The organism is Mesorhizobium sp. 43Arga (assembly GCF_053714255.1).
Genome location: NZ_JBSKBO010000009.1, coordinates 1 through 16980 on the forward strand (window position 1 = coordinate 1; position 16980 = coordinate 16980).

Genomic DNA, 16980 nt, shown 5'->3' on the forward strand with positions numbered 1-16980 from the left:
CTCGCCGATCATCTATGCGCTGCCGATCCAGATGCTGGCCTATTTCGCCGCCGTGTTCATGGGCACCGACGTCGACCAGCCGCGCAATCTGGCGAAATCCGTGACGGTGGAGTGACGGCAACGTCGATGGCCCTTCGTCTCGTCGGAGAGACGATCGACAAGACCCGCCGTCCCGATCAATGCCTGCGGGATCGCTCGCGGCATCTCATCGGTTCTTGTTATGCTGCGGTCTGCATGGCCGCTCTCAGCAGCATGCCATAGAGGTCGCGCGGTTCGTCCGGATCGGCCAGCAGATCGAGCTCCTCGTACAGGCCCGTTGCCTGCAGCTGGTCGCGCACATAGCGCAACGCCGAAAAGTCCTCGATGGCGAAACCGACGGAATCGAACAACGTGATCTGCTTGGCGTCCCGGCGGCCTGGCTCCTTGGCGGCGATCACTTGCCAGAGCTCGGTCACCGCATGGTCAGCGTCCAGTTGCTGGATCTCGCCCTCGATGCGTGTCTGCGGCGGGAACTCGACGAAAATGTCGGAGCGCAGCAGAATGTCCCTGTGCAATTCGGTCTTGCCGGGGCAGTCGCCGCCGACGGCGTTGATGTGGACGCCGGCGCCGACCATGTTGTCGGTGAGGATGGTGGCGCATTGCTTGTCGGCGGTGACCGTCGTGATGATCCCGGCTCCTTCGACCGCTTCCTGTCCGGTTTCGCAGATGGTGATGTCAAATCCCATGCCAGCCAGGTTCTTGGCGCATTTGTGCGAAGCAGATCGGTCGATGTCGTAGAGCCTGAGCCGGTCGACGCCGGTCAGCGCCTTGAAGGCGATCGCCTGGAACTCCGACTGTGCGCCATTGCCGATAATGGCCATGGTGCGCGCGCCGCGCGGCGCCAGATATTTGGCCGCGACGGCGGAAGTCGCGGCGGTGCGCAGCGCGGTGAGAATGGTCATTTCGGTGAGCAGCATCGGGTAGCCGCTGCCGACATCGGCAAGCACGCCGAAGGCGGTGACCGTCTGCAAGCCCTGACGCATGTTCTTGGGATGGCCGTTGACGTATTTGAAGCCGTAGAGCCGCCCGTCGCTTGTCGGCATCAGCTCGATGACGCCGTCATGGCTGTGCGAGGCAATGCGAGGCGTCTTGTCGAACAGCTCCCAGCGCCGAAAATCTTCTTCGATGTAGCTGGCGAGTTCGGTCAGGAAGCGCTCGACGCCGATGGCAAGCACCAGCTTCATCATACGGTCGACGCTGACGAAGGGGACGATGTTCAGCTTTGCCGTGGTCATGATCAAAAGCTCCCGGAATGGCTGCGGGTCGGGCGATCCATGATGCGGCGGCCCATCAGGCTCGCCGTAAGGTCGACCATAAGCGTCGCGGTCCGGCCACGCTCGTCCAGAAAAGGATTCAACTCGACCAGGTCGAGACTGGAGACGAGGCCGCTGTCGGACAGCATCTCCATCACCAGATGCGCCTCGCGGAAGGTCGCGCCGCCGGGAACGGTGGTGCCGACAGCCGGCGCAATCGACGGGTCGAGAAAGTCGACGTCGAGACTGACATGCAGCAGCCCGTCTTCATCAGACACGCGCGCCAGGAAGGCGCGCAGCAGCGGCGCGATGCCATGTTCATCGATGGCGCGCATGTCGTGCACGGTGACGCCCGCCTGGTTGAGCGCGCTGCGCTCGGCCGGGTCGACACTGCGCAGGCCCATGGTGCAGATACGCTTGGGATCGACCGCCGCCGGCAGATCCGGAAAATAGCCGCTGAAACCCGGCTGGCCGCTGGCATAGGCGAGCGGAACACCGTGCAGGTTGCCGCTGGCTGTGGTGTCGAGCGTGTGGAAGTCCGGATGCGCGTCGAGCCACAGCACGAACAGCGGGCGCCCGGCCTCGGCGGCGCGGCGGGCGAGGCCCGACACGGTTCCGGCCGAGATCGAATGGTCGCCGCCGAGAAAGATCGGCATGGCATCCTTGCTCGCCGCGTAGGCGGCCGCGGCAATGGCGGATGTCCAGGCCGATATTTCGGGCAGGGCCTTCAGGGCGAGGTTGCCGTGCACGATCCGCTTCGCCGGCATTGGCTGGACGGCGCCCATATCCTCGACGGCGTGGCCGAGGCCGGACAGCACTTCGGCAAGCCCTGCCGTCCTCAGCGCACTCGGCCCCATTTCGCAGCCCATTCTGCCGGCTCCGTCCTGCACCGGCGCCCCGACGATCTTGCAACGCATTGTCTTTCCTGCGGCCAAAGTTCGAATGGCCAGAGGAGATCATCGCGAGCCGGCAATATGAACAGACAGAATTGGCAATCCGCGAAGCATAGCCTATCATAATGGCAGCAGAATTGATCAAAGTGGTAGCCTCGATGGATGCTTTGGACGAACGGCTCGTGACCTTGCTGCGGCATGACGCCCGGCGCAGCGTGTCGGACCTTGCCGTCGATCTTGGCGTCTCGCGCGCCACGGTTCGGGCACGCATGGAGCGGCTGGAACGGTCGGGCGACATCATCGGCTACACGGTGGTGCTGCGCGCCGACGCCGTCGACCAGCGCATCCGCGGCATCATGCTCATCGAGATTGAGGGCCACGCCGCCGACCGGGTGGTCCGGGCGCTGGGCGGCTTCCCGGAAGTCTCGACCATCCATACCACCAATGGTCGCTGGGATCTGGTGGTCGAACTCGGGACGGCCTCGCTGACCGATTTCGATGCCGTGCTGCGGCGCATCCGATTGATTGCCGGCATAACGGGCAGCGAAACGAGCCTGCTCCTGGCCACGCCGCGCACGACGCGAGCACGACTGACTTAAGCACCTTCAATGAAGTTCCGGGCGCAGAGGACGAGCCCCTGAGCGCGCGCCAGGCCTATGGTGCAAGATTATAGCCGTTGCGATCGACGGCGAGCGTCAGCCGAGAAGCTCGGCGGCGACTTCGAGTGTGTTGCGGAACGACGTCTCGAGGTGGTTCTCCATCGCCTGCGCGGCACCCTCGGCATCGTGGCGCTTCAGCGCGTCGAGAATAGACCCATGCTGCTCGATTGTCTGTTCGCCATAGCCGGGCTTGGGAATGGCGAGATAGCGGCCGCGGTCCATCTGCGCCTTTGAGATGTCGACCGCCCTCCAGATCATCGGCAGGCCGCAGATCTCCGCAATGGTGCGATGGAAGACGTCGTCGAGCTGGATCGCGGTGGCATACCGGCCACGTGCTATGGCGAGCTTGTGCGCCGCCATGTTGTCCTCCAGCAGTTCGGCGGATGCCGGCGTCAGCTTGGCGGCCGCGCGCCTGGCGCTTTCCATCTCCAGCGCCCTGCGGATGACATAGGCTTCTTCCAGGTCGGCGCGGCTGATCGGCGCGACATAGGTGCCGGTCTGCGCCAGGATTTTCACCAGGCCTTCATCGCTGATGCGCTTGACCGCTTCCCGCACCGGAGTGCGCGAAACGCCGAGCGCCTCGGCGATGGCCACCTCGTTGATGACTTCGCCCGGCTTCATGTGGCCGGCGACAATCAGATTGCGGATCTTGTGATAGATTTGATCGCGTAGCGGCAGCGCCCGATTGAGCGTCGAAGGATCCAGGTCCATGGCAAATCCGTAACTTCGTTCGCCTGAGGTGGTCAAAGTATATTAGAATGTCAAATACAATGCACCAGGGACAAGGGGCTAAACACCTGGAGTCTCGCCAACAGCTAACTGCGATGGCGTCGGAATCCAGCTTGTAGGGCTGTATTAGTGCAATAGCGCTCCGGCCTGCCAAGGGAACCTGGCCGGACATGACTGCCGCCGCGGATTGCACCCCGGATATGAGGGGCATCAGCAAGACGTTTCCGGGCGGTGAGGGCTTGTCCAACGTCAAATGAGTCAGCGCAGACCTCTCACCTTGGTCAGAATATCTTCCGACAACGCCGAGACCAGTGCCTTGTCGGCGCCTTTGCTCGGGATGAGGACAAATTCCACATCCTCCAACGGCGGCAGGCGCCCTGATGAGATCTCTTTCAGGCCCGAGGGCGACATGCTTTGCGGTTGCACCAGAACCCCCATGCCGGCGCGGGCGGCGGCCGTGAGCCCGCTCAGGCTGCCGCATGTGCAGACAATGCGCCACGGCATGCGGTGCCGTTCGAGCACTTCCAGCGCAATGCTGCGCGTGACGCTCGGCGCTGGGAAGGCAATCAACGGCAAGGCCGCGAGCGACAGAACGTGTTCCGGATCGCGGGCGAGCCAGACAAGCGGCTCGCGATAGACGAGTCGGCCACGGCTGTCGCCCAGCCGGCGCTTCGCCAGAACGAGATCGCCATTGTCCTGCATCTGGTAGAGCACGCCACTGAGCGCGACGGTCAGTTCAAGGTCAACGGATGGGTGAGACCGGACAAAATCCTCCAGCACCAGCGGCAGCCGGCTCGTCACCAGATCCTCGGATACGCCGAGCCTCAAAGTGCCCCGCAGCCTCTGCGCGGTGAAAAGCGCCTGCACCTGTCCCTCTATCGACAACAGGGTCCGGGCATGGCCGAGCAGGGCTTCGCCGTCTGGCGTCAGCACCACCTTGTGCGTATCGCGGGCCAGCGACTGCCTGCCAAGCGCGGCCTCCAGCTTGCTGATGTGCTGGCTGACGGTGGATTGCCCGAGCCCCAGCCTCTCGGCCGCGAAGGTGAAGCTTCCCATCTGCTGGACGGTGACGAAGCTGCGAAGTTGGACGAGATCGAGCATTGTATCCCAAATCACGATAACTGTTATTCATTGTATCTTGTTTTGCAATGCGTATGAAGACGGCGCCGCCACTCTGGAGCGAACACCTCATGCGCCGCTTTCTGCCGGACACCTTTCTGATCCTCCTGTTGTGCACCGTCGCGTTTGCGTCGCTCGCACCGGCGACCGGGGCGTTCGCGGGATGGTTCGCGATCGCGACCAATCTTGCTGTGGCGCTGCTGTTTTTCCTGCATGGTGCCAGGCTCGCGCGCGATGTCGTTGTCGCCGGCCTGATGCATTGGCGCCTGCACCTGGTGATCCTTTTGACGACCTTTGGCCTGTTCCCGCTGCTGGGCCTGGCGCTTGGCTATCTGCCGGCTGCGATCCTGCCCAAGCCGCTCTATCTCGGCATTCTGTTCCTCTGTGTCCTGCCGTCGACGGTGCAGTCTTCGATCGCCTTCACTTCGATCGCCGGCGGAAACGTCCCCGCGGCCATCTGCTCGGCTTCCGCCTCCAACATCTTCGGCATGTTCCTGACACCCTTGCTCGTCGGCCTGCTCTTCTCCATCGGCGGCCATGGCGGATTCTCGTGGGATGCGGTGAGCCAGATCCTGGTACAGCTGCTCCTGCCTTTTGCGCTCGGACAGCTGCTGGAACCGCGGATCGGCAACTGGATACGCTCTCGCAAGACACTGCTGATGCCTGTCGATCGCGGCTCGATCCTGATGGTCGTCTATCTGGCCTTCAGCACGGCGGTCGCCGAAGGACTGTGGCACATGTTCTCCCTGCGCGACATTGCCGTGGTCGTCGTCGCCGACATGGTGCTGCTCGGCCTTGTGCTTGTGTTCACGACCTATGGCAGCCGGCTTCTCGGCTTCGACAGGGCCGACCAGATCACGATCACCTTCTGCGGTTCGAAGAAGAGCCTGGCCAGCGGCGTGCCGATGGCCAATGTGATCTTTGCCGGCCAGGGCGTCGGCGCGATCGTTCTGCCGCTGATGCTCTTCCACCAGATACAGCTCATGGTCTGTGCCATGATCGCTCAGAAATATGCCAAGGCGGCGCGCCAGCCGACCGTTCTGCAAGCCGAGCCGACGGCGTCGGTGGCTTAGTGCCGTCGGGCGAAAGTCTCGGCGATCGCGAGCACCGCGGCATGAATCGGTCCTGCGGTGAGGTTGGGCATGATCGACGCGTCCACGACAAAAAGATTGTCGAGCGCCTTGAGCCGTAGATTTGCATCGACGACGCCATCCGGGTCCTTGCCCATCCTGCAGGTACCGCAGGGATGATGGTGCGTGATGACCGACCGCGCGATGAAGTCATCCATCTCGGCCGCACTGTTCAGCGTGCCTGGCAGGAGTTCGCGCTCTCGCCAGCCGGCGAGTTCCCCTCTGTGCCCGATTGTCCGCGCCGCCTCGAGTGCTCTGCGAAACCGCTCCCGGTCCCGTGGGCCTGTCGATCTGGGCCGCCAGCGACAGCATCGCGTCGCCGACCACCACCGCCGTCCGCACCCCCGACGGTATCGACGAGAAGGCGCTTCGCCAGGCCGCGCGTGGCCGCTACGGCGTGGTGTTTTCGTCGGGCCGCGGCGAGACATTGGGGAAGCTGACGCGGATCGGCCATATGGGGCCGACCGCCCAGCCGATCTATGCAATCGCGGCGCTGACGGCACTTGGCGGTGCCATGAACGCTGCCGGCCAGAAACTCGCGATCGGCAAAGGCATCGAGGCGGCGCTGGCCGCTATCGACGCCGACGCTTGAACAGACATCATCGGATCACGGATTGAGGGAGCATTTTCATGACGGAACGACTCACGGGAAAGGCGGCCCTGGTTACCGGCGCCGCACAAGGTATCGGCAAGGCAATCGCCGCGCGGCTTGCCGCCGACGGGGCGACCGTCATCGTCAGCGACGTCAACGCCGAAGGCGCCAAGGCTGCCGCCGCGTCGATCGGCGGGAAGGCGAGGGCGATCGCCGCCGACATTTCCGATCCGAGTTCGGTCAAGGCACTCTTCGCCGAAATCCAGGCTCTGACCGGGGGGGTCGACATCCTGGTCAACAATGCCAGCATCGTGCCGTTCGTCGCCTGGGACGATGTCGATCTCGACCATTGGCGCAAGATCATCGACGTCAATCTGACAGGCACCTTCATCGTCACCCGCGCCGGCACGGACCAGATGCGCGCGGCAGGCAAGGCCGGGCGGGTGATAAGCATCGCCTCCAACACCTTCTTTGCCGGCACGCCGAACATGGCGGCCTATGTCGCGGCCAAGGGCGGCGTCATCGGCTTCACCCGGGCGCTGGCCACGGAGCTCGGCAAATACAACATCACGGCGAACGCGGTCACGCCCGGCTTGATCGAGAGCGACGGCGTCAAGGCGAGCCCGCACAACGAGGCATTCGGCTTTGTCGAAATGCTGCAGGCGATGAAGGGCAAGGGGCAGCCGGAACATATCGCCGACGTGGTTTCGTTCCTGGCCTCCGACGATGCACGCTGGATCACCGGCCAGACACTGAATGTCGACGCCGGGATGGTCAGGCACTAAGTCGAATAGCGGCTGCTCATCGCCACAATGCAACCAGCGGCCGTGCTATGGCCGCCCGTCGCACCTGCCGGGTCAGGCTGCGGATCTGGCAATCACGCCGGGTTGCCTCGACCATTGGGCATACCAGCTGTCGAACAGTCTGAGCTGCGCCTCGGCATAGCCGCGCTGGCTGTCGGTCAGGGCATCGGTCTCGTTGAAGTGCAGCTGGTACTCGGGATTACCCTTCAGCACCATCATGTGCTTGAAGTAGAGCACCAGGTCGGGGCCTTCGTCGAAGGAGGACAGCACGGCGAGCGCGGCATCCAGCTCCAGCGCGCGCTGGCGGGCCTCGACGTCGCCCTTGGCCGCTGCCTGGCTCAAGCCGACGAGGTGCAGCACCTCCTTCGGCAGGACGTTGCCGATGCCGGTGATGGCGCCGGACGCGCCGCAATTGACGAAACCGTGAAAGACGGCGGTGTCGACGCCGATCATCAGCGCGACCTCATCGTCGCGGCTGGTGATGTTTTCCGCCGCGTAGCGCAGGTCCGACGGGCCGCCGAACTCCTTGAAGCCGACCAGGTTCGGATGTTCGGCCCGCAGGGCGAAGAACAGGTCCGCACGTGTGGCAAAGCCGTAATAGGGGCTGTTGTAGATGACCGCCGGCAGGTCGGGCGCGGCGGCAAGAATTGCCTTGAAGTGATGGCGCTGCGCCGTCACCGAGGGCCCGCGCGACAAAACACGCGGGATCACCATCAGGCCTCGGGCGCCGACCTTCTGGGCGTGCGCGGCGTGCGCCACGGCCTTGGCGGTGTTGACCGCGCCGGTGCCTACGATCACCGGCACACCGGCCTTCACCAGGCGCTCGACGCCTTCCATGCGTTGCTCGTCGGTCAGGAGCGGCCAGTCTCCCATCGAGCCGCAATAGACGACGGCCGACATGCCGGCCGCGATCAGCTCGCGTCCCTTGTGCACCAGCGCGTCGAAGTCGGGCTGGCGGTCCTGCGTGCATGGGGTCATCAACGCCGGCATGCAGCCGGAAAAAACATTAGGGATCATTTCGGATTCTCCTTGAGGCTTGCATGCGGATTGATCAGTTTGTCCCGAAGCGGCACGGCTTGCCAAGCAAAATAGTCGTGGCCGCGAGCGACCAACGCAGGAACAGCAATGCGCAGCAAAACCAGCATTCGTGTCGTCGGCTGCCATGCCGAAGGTGAAGTCGGCGACGTCATCATCGGCGGTGTCCTGCCGCCGGCTGGCCGCACGATGATGGACAAGATGATCACGATGGAGCGCGATCATGACCATATAAGGCGCATGCTGATCTGCGAGCCGCGCGGCAGCGTCGCGCGCCACGTCAACCTGCTCGTTCCCTCGACGCGCGAGGATTGCGCCGCGGGCGCCATCATCATGGAGCCGACGGAATATCCGCCGATGTCCGGTTCCAACACGATCTGCGTCGCCACGGTGCTGCTGGAGACCGGCATGGTGCCGATTCAGGAGCCCGAGACGCGCTTCAAGCTCGACATGCCGGGTGGCGTCATCGAGGTGCGCGCGCAATGCCGCGACGGCAAATGCGTCTCGATCACCCTCCGCAACGCACCGGCTTTTGTAGACCGCCTCGATGCCAATATCGAGGTCGAGGGGCTGGGCACGCTCACCGTCGACATAGCCTATGGCGGCATGTTCTATGCCATTGTCGATGCCGAGGCGCTCGGCTTCTCGGTCGTGCCCGACGAGGCGCGCGAGCTGGCGGTGGCCGGCGAAAAAATCAGGCGGGCCGCGCGCGAACAGCTTGATGTCGTCCATCCTGAATTCGATCATGTGCGCGGCGTGTCGATCGTCCAGTTCGCCATGCCGTTCCAGGGGCCTGGCAATGTCACCCGCAACACCTGCATCGTCTCGCCGGGACGCTCCGACCGCAGCCCGACCGGGACCGGCACTTCGGCCCGCATGGCCGTACTGCACGCCCGAGGTTTGATGGGTGTTGGCGACGTGTTGATCCATGAATCGATCATCGGCTCTCACTTCACCGGCAGGATCGTGGAGCTGGCGGAGATCGGCGGCCGCAAGGCGATCGTTCCGGAGATCACCGGCCGGGCATGGATTACCGGCGAGCACAGCTACTATCTCGATCCGACCGATCCCTATCCCGAGGGCTACGTGCTGTCGGATACTTGGGGCACCTCCACCTCGGTGAAGCAGTAGGCCGGAGCCGGTAATTCGCTGGACTGGTGGGTCCTCGCCAAGTCAGAATGGCCTCGACGGCGGCATACGTCACGTCCGCATCTGGTGAGAGTTTTCGTCCATGAACATGGATGGTATCTGCGATCCGCGCTTTGGCGCCGTGCGCGCGGCATTCGCCGAGTGTTTCGCCCAAGGGCTTGAACATGGCGGGGGCGTATCCGTCGTCGTCAACGGCAAGACCGTCATTGACCTGTGGGGCGGTCATGCCGATGCCGCGCGAACCCGTCCGTGGCGGCAGGACACGCTGATCAATGTCTGGTCCTGCACCAAGGGCGTCGTGGCGCTGGCCATCGCAATGCTGGTGGAGCGCGGCAGGCTGGACTATGCCGCACCCATTGCCCGCTACTGGCCGGAATTCGCGGCCGGCGGCAAGGAGCGCATCACGCTTGACCAGGTGATGTCGCACCAAGCTGGGCTGAATGGTCTTGCCGTGCCGATGGACGAGGCGGGATTGCTAGCCTGGACGCCCTTTGTCGACGCGCTGGCGGCCATGCCGCCGCTATGGGAGCCCGGCAGCCGCTGCATCTATCACGCGCTTACCTATGGCCACCTTGCTGGCGAAGTGCTGCGCCGCGTCGACGGGCGAAGCATCGGCCGCTTCATTGGCGAAGAGATCGCTGGCCCGCTCGGAGCCGATTTTCATGTCGGCCTGCCGGACCGCGAGGATTCCAGGGTCGCCGAGATGATCGAAGGCCCCGGCGCTTCAGACTGGGTCGACTTTGTCCGCGCCTCGCCATTTCCCCACGCAAGCGACAATCCGGCGCCCCGTGCACTGGCCCCCAACGACCGCGTCTGGCGCGCCGCCGAGGTGCCGGGCGGCAACGGCCAGTCGACGGCGCACGCACTGGCACGCATCTACGGCATGATGGCAGCCGGCGGTGTCTGGGAGGGCCACTCCTTGATCGGGCGCGCGGCAATCGAGGCGGCGGCGCGTCAGCGTTTTCGCGGCACGGACGAAAGCTTTGCCGCACCGGCCGCCTTCGCCGCCGGCTATCAGATGGAAGATCCGGTCTATGCCGGCCGCGCGTCGCCGCAAACCTTCGGCCACACCGGCTGGGGCGGCGCCATCGGCTTTGCCGATCCCGGTGCCGGCGTCGGTTTCGGCTACGTCACCAACCGCATGCTGGGTTTTGACGACATCGACCCACGCCGCAAGATGTTGATCGACGCCGTTTACGACTCGCTCTGACGGAATGGCCGAAGGCCAGCCGGGTGGTCCGCAGGCTGGAAGCGGTGCGCGCCACTGCCGAGCGCAACCTGCCGCTGGCCCTGGTGACCACAGGGAATTACGGTGACAGTGCACTTTTTGCCTACTGCCCCATCGATGTGAGCGAACGACGCATAGCGCCGCCCTATTTGCTCGCTCAGCGCCCCAAATAGAAACTCGTGCTCCGCAACGGACAGCCTTCGCTCGTGCGAGTAGCCCCCAAACAAAAGCTGTGGCTAATCCCTCTCCCGCGCCTTCGCAAATATCCGCATCACGCCAGCATCTGTAGTAGTCTCAGCATGGAAACCCCGGTTGAGAATCAGCCGGGGTGGCGGGTGGTTGATTGTGGCGACACTCAACGCGCAATTTCTGGATTTTTTCGACTGGTGGCTCGATGAGCTGCGAGGGGTCTGGGCGCGGGTTGTTCCCAGGAAGGAGCAAGCTTCCACCGCCGACTGGATCGTCAGCCTGGCGGATGACGGCATTCGCGTGCGCGAGGCCAAGGCGCCGGAATTCCAGTCGATCCCGCTGGCGCTGACGGCTTCCTCCGACGAGATCCTGGCGCTGCTGCAGGGCGGGACCCGGCGCAGGCGGCCAGGCTTCGATATCAGCGTCCAGCCGGGCCTGTTCCTGACCCGGCAGCTCTCGGCGCGGCGGCTGCCGGTTCGGCAGGCGCGCGACATGGCCGAACTCGACCTTATGGCTTCGACGCCGCTCGACCCGGCCCAGGTGCATGTCGTCTTCGCCGCGGCGGCGCAGGACAGCGCCTACCATGTCGTCAAGGCCAAGACGCTTGCCGCCGTGCTGGACGCGGTCCGCCGGGCCGGCGGCTCGGTCCGCTGCCTGTCGCTGTCGCGGCCCGAAAACGCGCTGCGCGCCGATCCGCTCAGCCTTGCCGCCATCTGGCCGCCGACGGCGCGTGACCGGCGTGCCAGGACCGCTTGGATTGCGGCCCTTTCGGTGCTGGCCGGGGCGGTGCTGGTGACCTTCGCGCATGCGCATTGGCGCGCCTGGCAGGCCGAGGCCGAACTGGACGCGCAGATCGCCGATGCGCAGGTGCTGGCCAAGGCGGCGCGCACCTCGCTGCAGAAGCGCCAGGCCGGCATCGAGCGCATCGAAAAGATCCGCCAGGAAAAGAAGACGACGGCGTCGCTGGTGCGCGTCTGGGCCGAACTGACGCATCTGCTGCCCGACACGGCATGGCTGACCGATCTCTCAGCCAAGGGCGACGACCTGACCATATCAGGTTTTTCCAGCTCGGCCGCCGAACTGATCCAGCCGATCGACGCCTCGCCGCTGTTTTCCGCGCCTGAATTCGCCTCGCCGGTGGTCAAGGTTCCTGGCCAGGACGGCGAGCACTTCACAATCTCGGCCAAGATCGGAGCGCTCTGACGATGCTCTCCGCCATCCTCAACACAAGGCCGACGATACGCCGCCTGATTGCGCTGGCGATCGCCGCGGTCACGGCCTGTGTGCTTGCCTGGGTGGTGTTCGCGGCATTCGATAGCGTCGCCTCCGCACAGGCCGGGATCGAGGAAAGGCGCGAGCTTCTCGGCCAATTGCAGAGCGTGGCGGCCCTGGCAAAGCGCCTCGACAGTGCCGCCAGTCCGGATGCGGCGGCCAATCCCGAATTTCTCACCGGCGGCAGCGAAGCGATCATCCGCGGCGGGCTGCAGACACGGCTGAACGCGATCGCCGCCGCCAATGGGGTCAGCGTGCTGTCTGCTGGCAATGCACCGGTGCTCAGTGAAGCCGGTGTCGATTTCATCGGGCTGCGGGCCAATCTTTCGGGATCGCTGGAAGGCATCCACAATGCCATTCTCGCCATCGAGACGTCGCTGCCGGTGCTGTTCATTCGCGAAGCCACCTTGCGCACCACCAATGTCGGGCCGGCGGCGGGACGGACCGGCGACCCTGAGATTTTCGCCGAGATCCTGTTTTACGGGCCGCTGCAAACGCCGATGGCGCCCGCCGGGGTCAAGCCATGACCGGGAAATTCGCTGTCCTGGCGATTCCGGCTGTGATCGCGGCGCTCGCTTTGGTCAATGTGGCGCTCTACGAGGCGCCTGTCGACATCACGCCCGTCGCCTCCGGCAAGGGGCATGATGGCGGCCTGGTCTCAGTCGCGGGATCGCTGCAATTTCCCGAAGCCGGCGATTTCAGCGAGACGTTCCAGCGTCCGCTGTTCACGCCGACACGCCGAAAATTCGTGCCCCCACCGGTCGCGCCGCCGCCGGTGGAGGTTGCCGTTGCCCCGGTCGAGCCGGCGCCGGCGCCACCACCACCCGAAGCCCCACCGGCCGTCGCCCCATCGCTGCTGGGCATCAGCATTCACGGTGGCGCGGCAAAGGCGCTGATGCGCGTCGCCGGCAGCGAAGCCGCGGTCTGGTATGGCAGTGGCGACACCGTTGACGGCTGGAGAGTGTCGGCGATCGACAAGGATCAGGCCGTGCTGGAGCGGGATGGCAAGCTGGCGCGCATCCCGCTTTATCCGCCATGGAAGAATGTCCCGGCACCCGCGAATGCGCCGCCGCCACCCCCGAGCGAGCCGCAACTATGAGCGACCGCGCCGCCCATGACAGCGCGGGCACCGACTCGCGGGACGAAAGCGCCCGCAGCGGCTTTTCGCTGGTTGCCGTGCTGGTGTTCATGCTGATCGTCTCGGCGATCGTCGTCCCCTTTGCCGTGACGGCCAAGACACGGTTGATGATCGCCAACACCGAAGTCGAGCAGGAGCGGCTGTCGCTGCTGGCCGAAGGCCTCGGCAATGTGGTGGCGAGTACATTGACCGGCGGCTCCGGCGGGCAAAAGTTTCCGCTGGATTCCACACCGACATCATGCCGGTCGGGCGGGTTCAGTTTCACTGTGCGCGTCCAGGATCATGGCGGGCTGATCGACCTCAACACCGCTGATGACCGCCTGCTCGAGCTTGGCTTTGCCGCGCTCGGCTTCGAGCAGCAGACATCGGCCGAACTGGCCAAGGCCGCGATCCGGTTTCGCGACAGCGCAAAGCTGTTCGCCGACCTGCCGCGGTCGAGAAGCGCCGTCGGGCCGCCCGAAGACAAGCAGGCGCCGTTCGAATCCGTATCCGAACTGCAGGAGTTTTCAGCGCTGTCGTCGATACCGCTGCATACCCTGAATGGCGTTTTCACGGTCAACTCGAAGCGTGGCACGATCAGCGCCGATCGCGCGCCGGGCCGGCTTCGCGCCGCTCTGGCAAGTGGCTCCAGCGCGTCGGTCGTGCAGGCGGTGGCCGATGCGTCTGCCTACACGGTCGACGTGATGGTGAGGCGGGACGGCTCCGGGATCGCGGGCGAGGCCGGGTTCATTATCGAGAAATCGCCGACGGGCGCGGCATTCTCCCGCGTCGCCCGAAGCCCGGCCGCCGAAGCCGGCGCATTGCCGCCAGTCGCCGGCGTCGCCGACTGCGAGATACTTTTCGGCGCCGAGGCGGCGCGGATCATCAGGGGTTGGAACTCATGAACGTTTCCGTCCAGACGAAGGGGATCGAGGCGTTTCTCGCCTTTCTCGAGGGCGAGAAAGTGCTGACCGCGCATGCCGCCCAACGCGCCTTGGGGGCATCGCGAACATCGGGGCACCCGTTTGATACGGTGATGACCGAACTCGGACTGATCGGCGAGCAGGAACTGGCCAGCAGCCTCAGCCGTTACCTCGAAGCGCCGATGCCGGTCGAGATCCCCGAACAGGTCAGCCCCGAAATGCTCGCAAGCGTGCCGCTGGCCTATCTCAGGGAAAACGCCATCCTGCCGCTGCAGATGGACGCCGAGCGGCTGGTCGTCGCCGTGGCCGATCCGTTCTCCTCGGCCACCATCGATGCATTGGCCTTCCATTATGAGCGAACCCTGGCGCTGCGCATCTTGCCAAGGCGCATGATCGCCGAATGCATCGACCGCATCGAGCAATCGGCCCTTGCTGCCGTTTCGAATGGCGGCGGCAGTGGTGAAATCCTGGATTTCGGACCTGACGACCTCGAGCGCTTGAAGGATTTTGCCCGTGAGGCGCCGATCGTGCGCTTCGTCGCCGAGACCATCCACAAGGCGGTCGACGCGAGGGCCACTGACATTCACATCGAGCCGCTCGAGGACCATGTCCGCATCCGCTTCAGGCATGACGGCATGCTGTCCACCGTCGACACCGCGTCGGTCGCGATGCTGTCCGGCATCTCCACCCGCATCAAGATCCTGTCGCGCCTCAATATCGCCGAACGGCGCCTGCCGCAGGATGGTCGCATGCGCATTGCCGTGCGCGGCCGCGACGTCGACCTGCGCGTCTCGGTCATTCCGTCCATTCACGGCGAGGCCATCGTGCTGCGCATTCTCGATCGCGCCGGCGTCGAACTGAAGCTGGAGAAGCTCGGCTTCGACGGCGCCGCGCAGGCCAAGATCCGCAACATGTCGCAATCGGCCAACGGCATCGTGCTGATCACCGGGCCGACCGGCAGCGGCAAGACGACGACGCTGTACTCGATCCTCGCCGAGCGTTCGCGGCCGGATGTCAAGATTTTCACGGTGGAGGATCCGGTCGAGTACCGCATGGCCGGCATCACCCAGCTGCAGGTCAATCCCGCGATCGACCTCGACTTCGCCGCCGCCTTGCGCTCGATCCTGCGCCAGGATCCCGACATCATCCTGCTCGGGGAAATCCGTGATCGCGAGACGGCGCAGGTCGCGGTCCAGGCGGCGCTGACCGGCCATCTCGTGTTCTCGACACTGCACACCAACAGTGCCGCAGGCGCGCTGACGCGCCTTCGCGACATGGGCATCGATGGCTACCTGCTCGGCGCGACGATCCGCGGCGTCATCGCGCAGCGGCTGTTGCGCCGTATCTGCCCGACCTGCCGGGGCGCGGAGCAGACCGGTACGGCCTGCCGCAGCTGCAACGGCTCCGGCTACAGCGGCCGTACCGTGACCTATGAAATGCTGCAAGTGTCGCCGCGGATCGCCGAGCTTATCGATCAGGGCGCCGGTGAAATGGAGATCGGCCGCATTGCCGCCGAGGACGACCTGGTGCCGATGTCGGTCCACGCAACCGCCCTTGCCCGATCGCAGGTCACCACCATGGACGAGGTCCGCCGTGTCATCGATCTGGCGGGAGGTGACTGATGCCGGCCTTCGCCTATCGCGCCTATCTGGCCGACGGCTCGACGGAGGCCGGCGTTCTCGATGCGTCGACCAAACAGGACGCCGCCCGAAAATTGGCGCAGCAGGGCCGCCGGTCCTACCATCTTGCGCCCGTGAACGGCGAACGGCCGCAGCTTCGCCTGCCGGGGCGCAGCGCGCTGACGCTGACCCGCAGGGTCGACCTCAGCCGGCTGTTTTCCGAGCTTTCGGTTCTGCTGAACGCCGGCTTCACGGTCGACCGCGCCTTGGGGGCGGTCATCTCCGGCGAAGCCAACCGGCAGCGGCGCCAGCAGCTGCAATCGGTGCTCGACCTGACGACCGGCGGGCGGCCGATCGCCGAAGCCTTTGCCGCTCTGCCGGGCATCACCCCTGACGTCGCCGCTTTGCTTGCCAGCGGCGAGCGCAGCGGCAAGATGGCCTATATTTGCCAGCGGCTGGCGGACACGTTCGAGGCGACGGCCAAGCGCCGCGCCGCGATCATCGAGGCGCTGGCCTATCCGGCCTTCCTGCTCCTGGTCATGAGCGGCGCGCTGGTCATTCTGGCAACGGTCCTGGTGCCGGCGCTGGAGCCGATCTTCGAGGGCTCATCCGCTCCCAAGCCGTTCACCATGACCATGCTTTCCGCCTTCGGCACGGTGTTCCGCGACTACCCCTTCGTTTTCCCGCTGGCGGCGGTGCTCGGCCTGCTTTGCTATCTCCTGCTGTCCCGTTCCGCCGGCGCCAGAAGACAGCTTTCGCACTGGCTGCTGAGGATCCCGCTGATCGGCGCGCTGGTGAGGGACGCCGTGATCGCCCGCTATCTCGAAACGCTTGCGCTGCTGCTCGGCAATGGTGTGGCGATGACCGAGGCGCTTGGCCTTGCCGCCAATGTTTCCAGGCAGAGTTCGCTGGCGGCAAGCTTTGCATCGATCGAAGACAATGTCGCCAATGGCGCCCGCCTGCATGGCGCGATCGTCAAGGCTGGGATTTTCGATCACGCGACAATGTCGCTGGTCTCCCTTGGCGAAGAGGCCAATGCGCTTCCCGTAGTGCTGGATCGCGCCGCCAGGATGCTTCAGCTGACGCTGACGCGGCGGATCGACACCGTGCTGAAGCTGTTGACGCCGGCACTGACGATTTCGCTCGGCTTTCTCGTCGGCAGCCTGGTCATTTCGGTGATGACGACGATCCTCTCGATCAACGATCTGGCGCTGCAATGACCGCCGCTCCC

General features: G+C 65.0%; 17 protein-coding genes and 1 pseudogene. 12 read left to right on the plus strand and 6 right to left on the minus strand.

All coding sequences use genetic code 11. From position 1 onward, the window contains the following. Positions 1 to 218: 218 nt before the first annotated feature. Together ACWGS8_RS26330 and rocF are read right to left on the minus strand one after the other, a co-directional pair. Positions 219 to 1274, minus strand: coding sequence for an ornithine cyclodeaminase (locus ACWGS8_RS26330; protein ID WP_454583656.1), 1056 nt, complete (start codon positions 1272 to 1274; stop codon positions 219 to 221). A gap of 2 nt (positions 1275 to 1276) precedes the next feature. Next, positions 1277 to 2209, minus strand: coding sequence for an arginase (rocF, locus tag ACWGS8_RS26335; protein WP_454583657.1), 933 nt, complete (start codon positions 2207 to 2209; stop codon positions 1277 to 1279). A 134-nt stretch (positions 2210 to 2343) separates the two neighbouring features. Here rocF and ACWGS8_RS26340 point away from each other — a divergent pair, with 134 nt between their 5' ends. After that, a complete protein-coding gene (locus ACWGS8_RS26340; protein ID WP_031261243.1) occupies positions 2344 to 2784 on the plus strand; it encodes an Lrp/AsnC family transcriptional regulator in 441 nt (146 codons plus the stop codon). 96 nt (positions 2785 to 2880) lie between these two features. Here the strand turns inward: ACWGS8_RS26340 and ACWGS8_RS26345 are convergent, their stop codons facing one another. Both ACWGS8_RS26345 and ACWGS8_RS26350 read right to left on the minus strand, forming a co-directional pair. Next, positions 2881 to 3555 (minus strand): GntR family transcriptional regulator, encoded by a 675-nt coding sequence (locus ACWGS8_RS26345; RefSeq protein ID WP_454583658.1) that lies wholly within the window; start codon positions 3553 to 3555, stop codon positions 2881 to 2883. Between the two features lie 276 nt (positions 3556 to 3831). Beyond that, entirely contained in the window at positions 3832 to 4674 is an 843-nt protein-coding gene (locus tag ACWGS8_RS26350; RefSeq protein ID WP_454583659.1) for a LysR substrate-binding domain-containing protein, read from the minus strand. 89 nt (positions 4675 to 4763) lie between these two features. Between ACWGS8_RS26350 and ACWGS8_RS26355 the strand changes: the two genes are divergently transcribed. After that, positions 4764 to 5765 carry a bile acid:sodium symporter family protein gene (locus ACWGS8_RS26355; RefSeq protein ID WP_454583660.1) on the plus strand — a complete coding sequence of 334 codons (1002 nt, stop codon included), beginning with the start codon at positions 4764 to 4766 and terminating at the stop codon, positions 5763 to 5765. On the opposite strand, the pseudogene ACWGS8_RS26360 reads toward ACWGS8_RS26355, so the two are convergent. Beyond that, positions 5762 to 6100, minus strand: a pseudogene (locus ACWGS8_RS26360) (GMC oxidoreductase); the annotation flags it as partial. The gene ACWGS8_RS26355 and the pseudogene ACWGS8_RS26360 sit on opposite strands and share 4 nt — an antisense overlap. Here ACWGS8_RS26360 and ACWGS8_RS26365 point away from each other — a divergent pair. Both ACWGS8_RS26365 and pldH read left to right on the plus strand, forming a co-directional pair. After that, positions 6073 to 6414 carry a hypothetical protein gene (locus ACWGS8_RS26365; protein ID WP_454583921.1) on the plus strand — a complete coding sequence of 114 codons (342 nt, stop codon included), beginning with the start codon at positions 6073 to 6075 and terminating at the stop codon, positions 6412 to 6414. The pseudogene ACWGS8_RS26360 and the gene ACWGS8_RS26365 overlap by 28 nt on opposite strands. A gap of 38 nt (positions 6415 to 6452) precedes the next feature. Then, positions 6453 to 7199 (plus strand): pyridoxal 4-dehydrogenase, SDR-type, encoded by a 747-nt coding sequence (gene pldH, locus ACWGS8_RS26370; RefSeq protein ID WP_454583661.1) that lies wholly within the window; start codon positions 6453 to 6455, stop codon positions 7197 to 7199. Positions 7200 to 7271: 72 nt separating this feature from the next. On the opposite strand, the gene ACWGS8_RS26375 is transcribed toward pldH, so the two are convergent. Then, on the minus strand, positions 7272 to 8234 hold the full coding sequence (locus ACWGS8_RS26375) for a dihydrodipicolinate synthase family protein (RefSeq protein ID WP_454583662.1): 963 nt from the start codon (positions 8232 to 8234) through the stop codon (positions 7272 to 7274). 108 nt (positions 8235 to 8342) lie between these two features. Here ACWGS8_RS26375 and ACWGS8_RS26380 point away from each other — a divergent pair, with 108 nt between their 5' ends. The 8 genes from ACWGS8_RS26380 (at position 8343) to ACWGS8_RS26415 (ending at position 16969) form a co-directional block, all read left to right on the plus strand. Next, a complete protein-coding gene (locus tag ACWGS8_RS26380; protein ID WP_454583663.1) occupies positions 8343 to 9383 on the plus strand; it encodes a proline racemase family protein in 1041 nt (346 codons plus the stop codon). A gap of 100 nt (positions 9384 to 9483) precedes the next feature. Next, positions 9484 to 10611 (plus strand): serine hydrolase domain-containing protein, encoded by a 1128-nt coding sequence (locus ACWGS8_RS26385; protein WP_454583664.1) that lies wholly within the window; start codon positions 9484 to 9486, stop codon positions 10609 to 10611. A 363-nt stretch (positions 10612 to 10974) separates the two neighbouring features. Then, entirely contained in the window at positions 10975 to 12021 is a 1047-nt protein-coding gene (locus ACWGS8_RS26390) for a PilN domain-containing protein (RefSeq protein ID WP_454583665.1), read from the plus strand. A 2-nt stretch (positions 12022 to 12023) separates the two neighbouring features. After that, entirely contained in the window at positions 12024 to 12617 is a 594-nt protein-coding gene (gene gspM, locus ACWGS8_RS26395; protein WP_454583666.1) for a type II secretion system protein GspM, read from the plus strand. Beyond that, entirely contained in the window at positions 12614 to 13189 is a 576-nt protein-coding gene (locus ACWGS8_RS26400; protein WP_454583667.1) for a hypothetical protein, read from the plus strand. Before gspM ends, ACWGS8_RS26400 begins: the two co-directional genes overlap by 4 nt. After that, positions 13186 to 14112: a hypothetical protein gene (locus ACWGS8_RS26405; protein ID WP_454583668.1), complete on the plus strand. Its 927-nt coding sequence runs from the start codon at positions 13186 to 13188 to the stop codon at positions 14110 to 14112. Before ACWGS8_RS26400 ends, ACWGS8_RS26405 begins: the two co-directional genes overlap by 4 nt. Further along, positions 14109 to 15752: a GspE/PulE family protein gene (locus ACWGS8_RS26410; protein WP_454583669.1), complete on the plus strand. Its 1644-nt coding sequence runs from the start codon at positions 14109 to 14111 to the stop codon at positions 15750 to 15752. Before ACWGS8_RS26405 ends, ACWGS8_RS26410 begins: the two co-directional genes overlap by 4 nt. Beyond that, entirely contained in the window at positions 15752 to 16969 is a 1218-nt protein-coding gene (locus ACWGS8_RS26415; protein ID WP_454583670.1) for a type II secretion system F family protein, read from the plus strand. The genes ACWGS8_RS26410 and ACWGS8_RS26415 overlap by 1 nt, the downstream gene beginning before the upstream one ends. Positions 16970 to 16980: the final 11 nt, after the last annotated feature.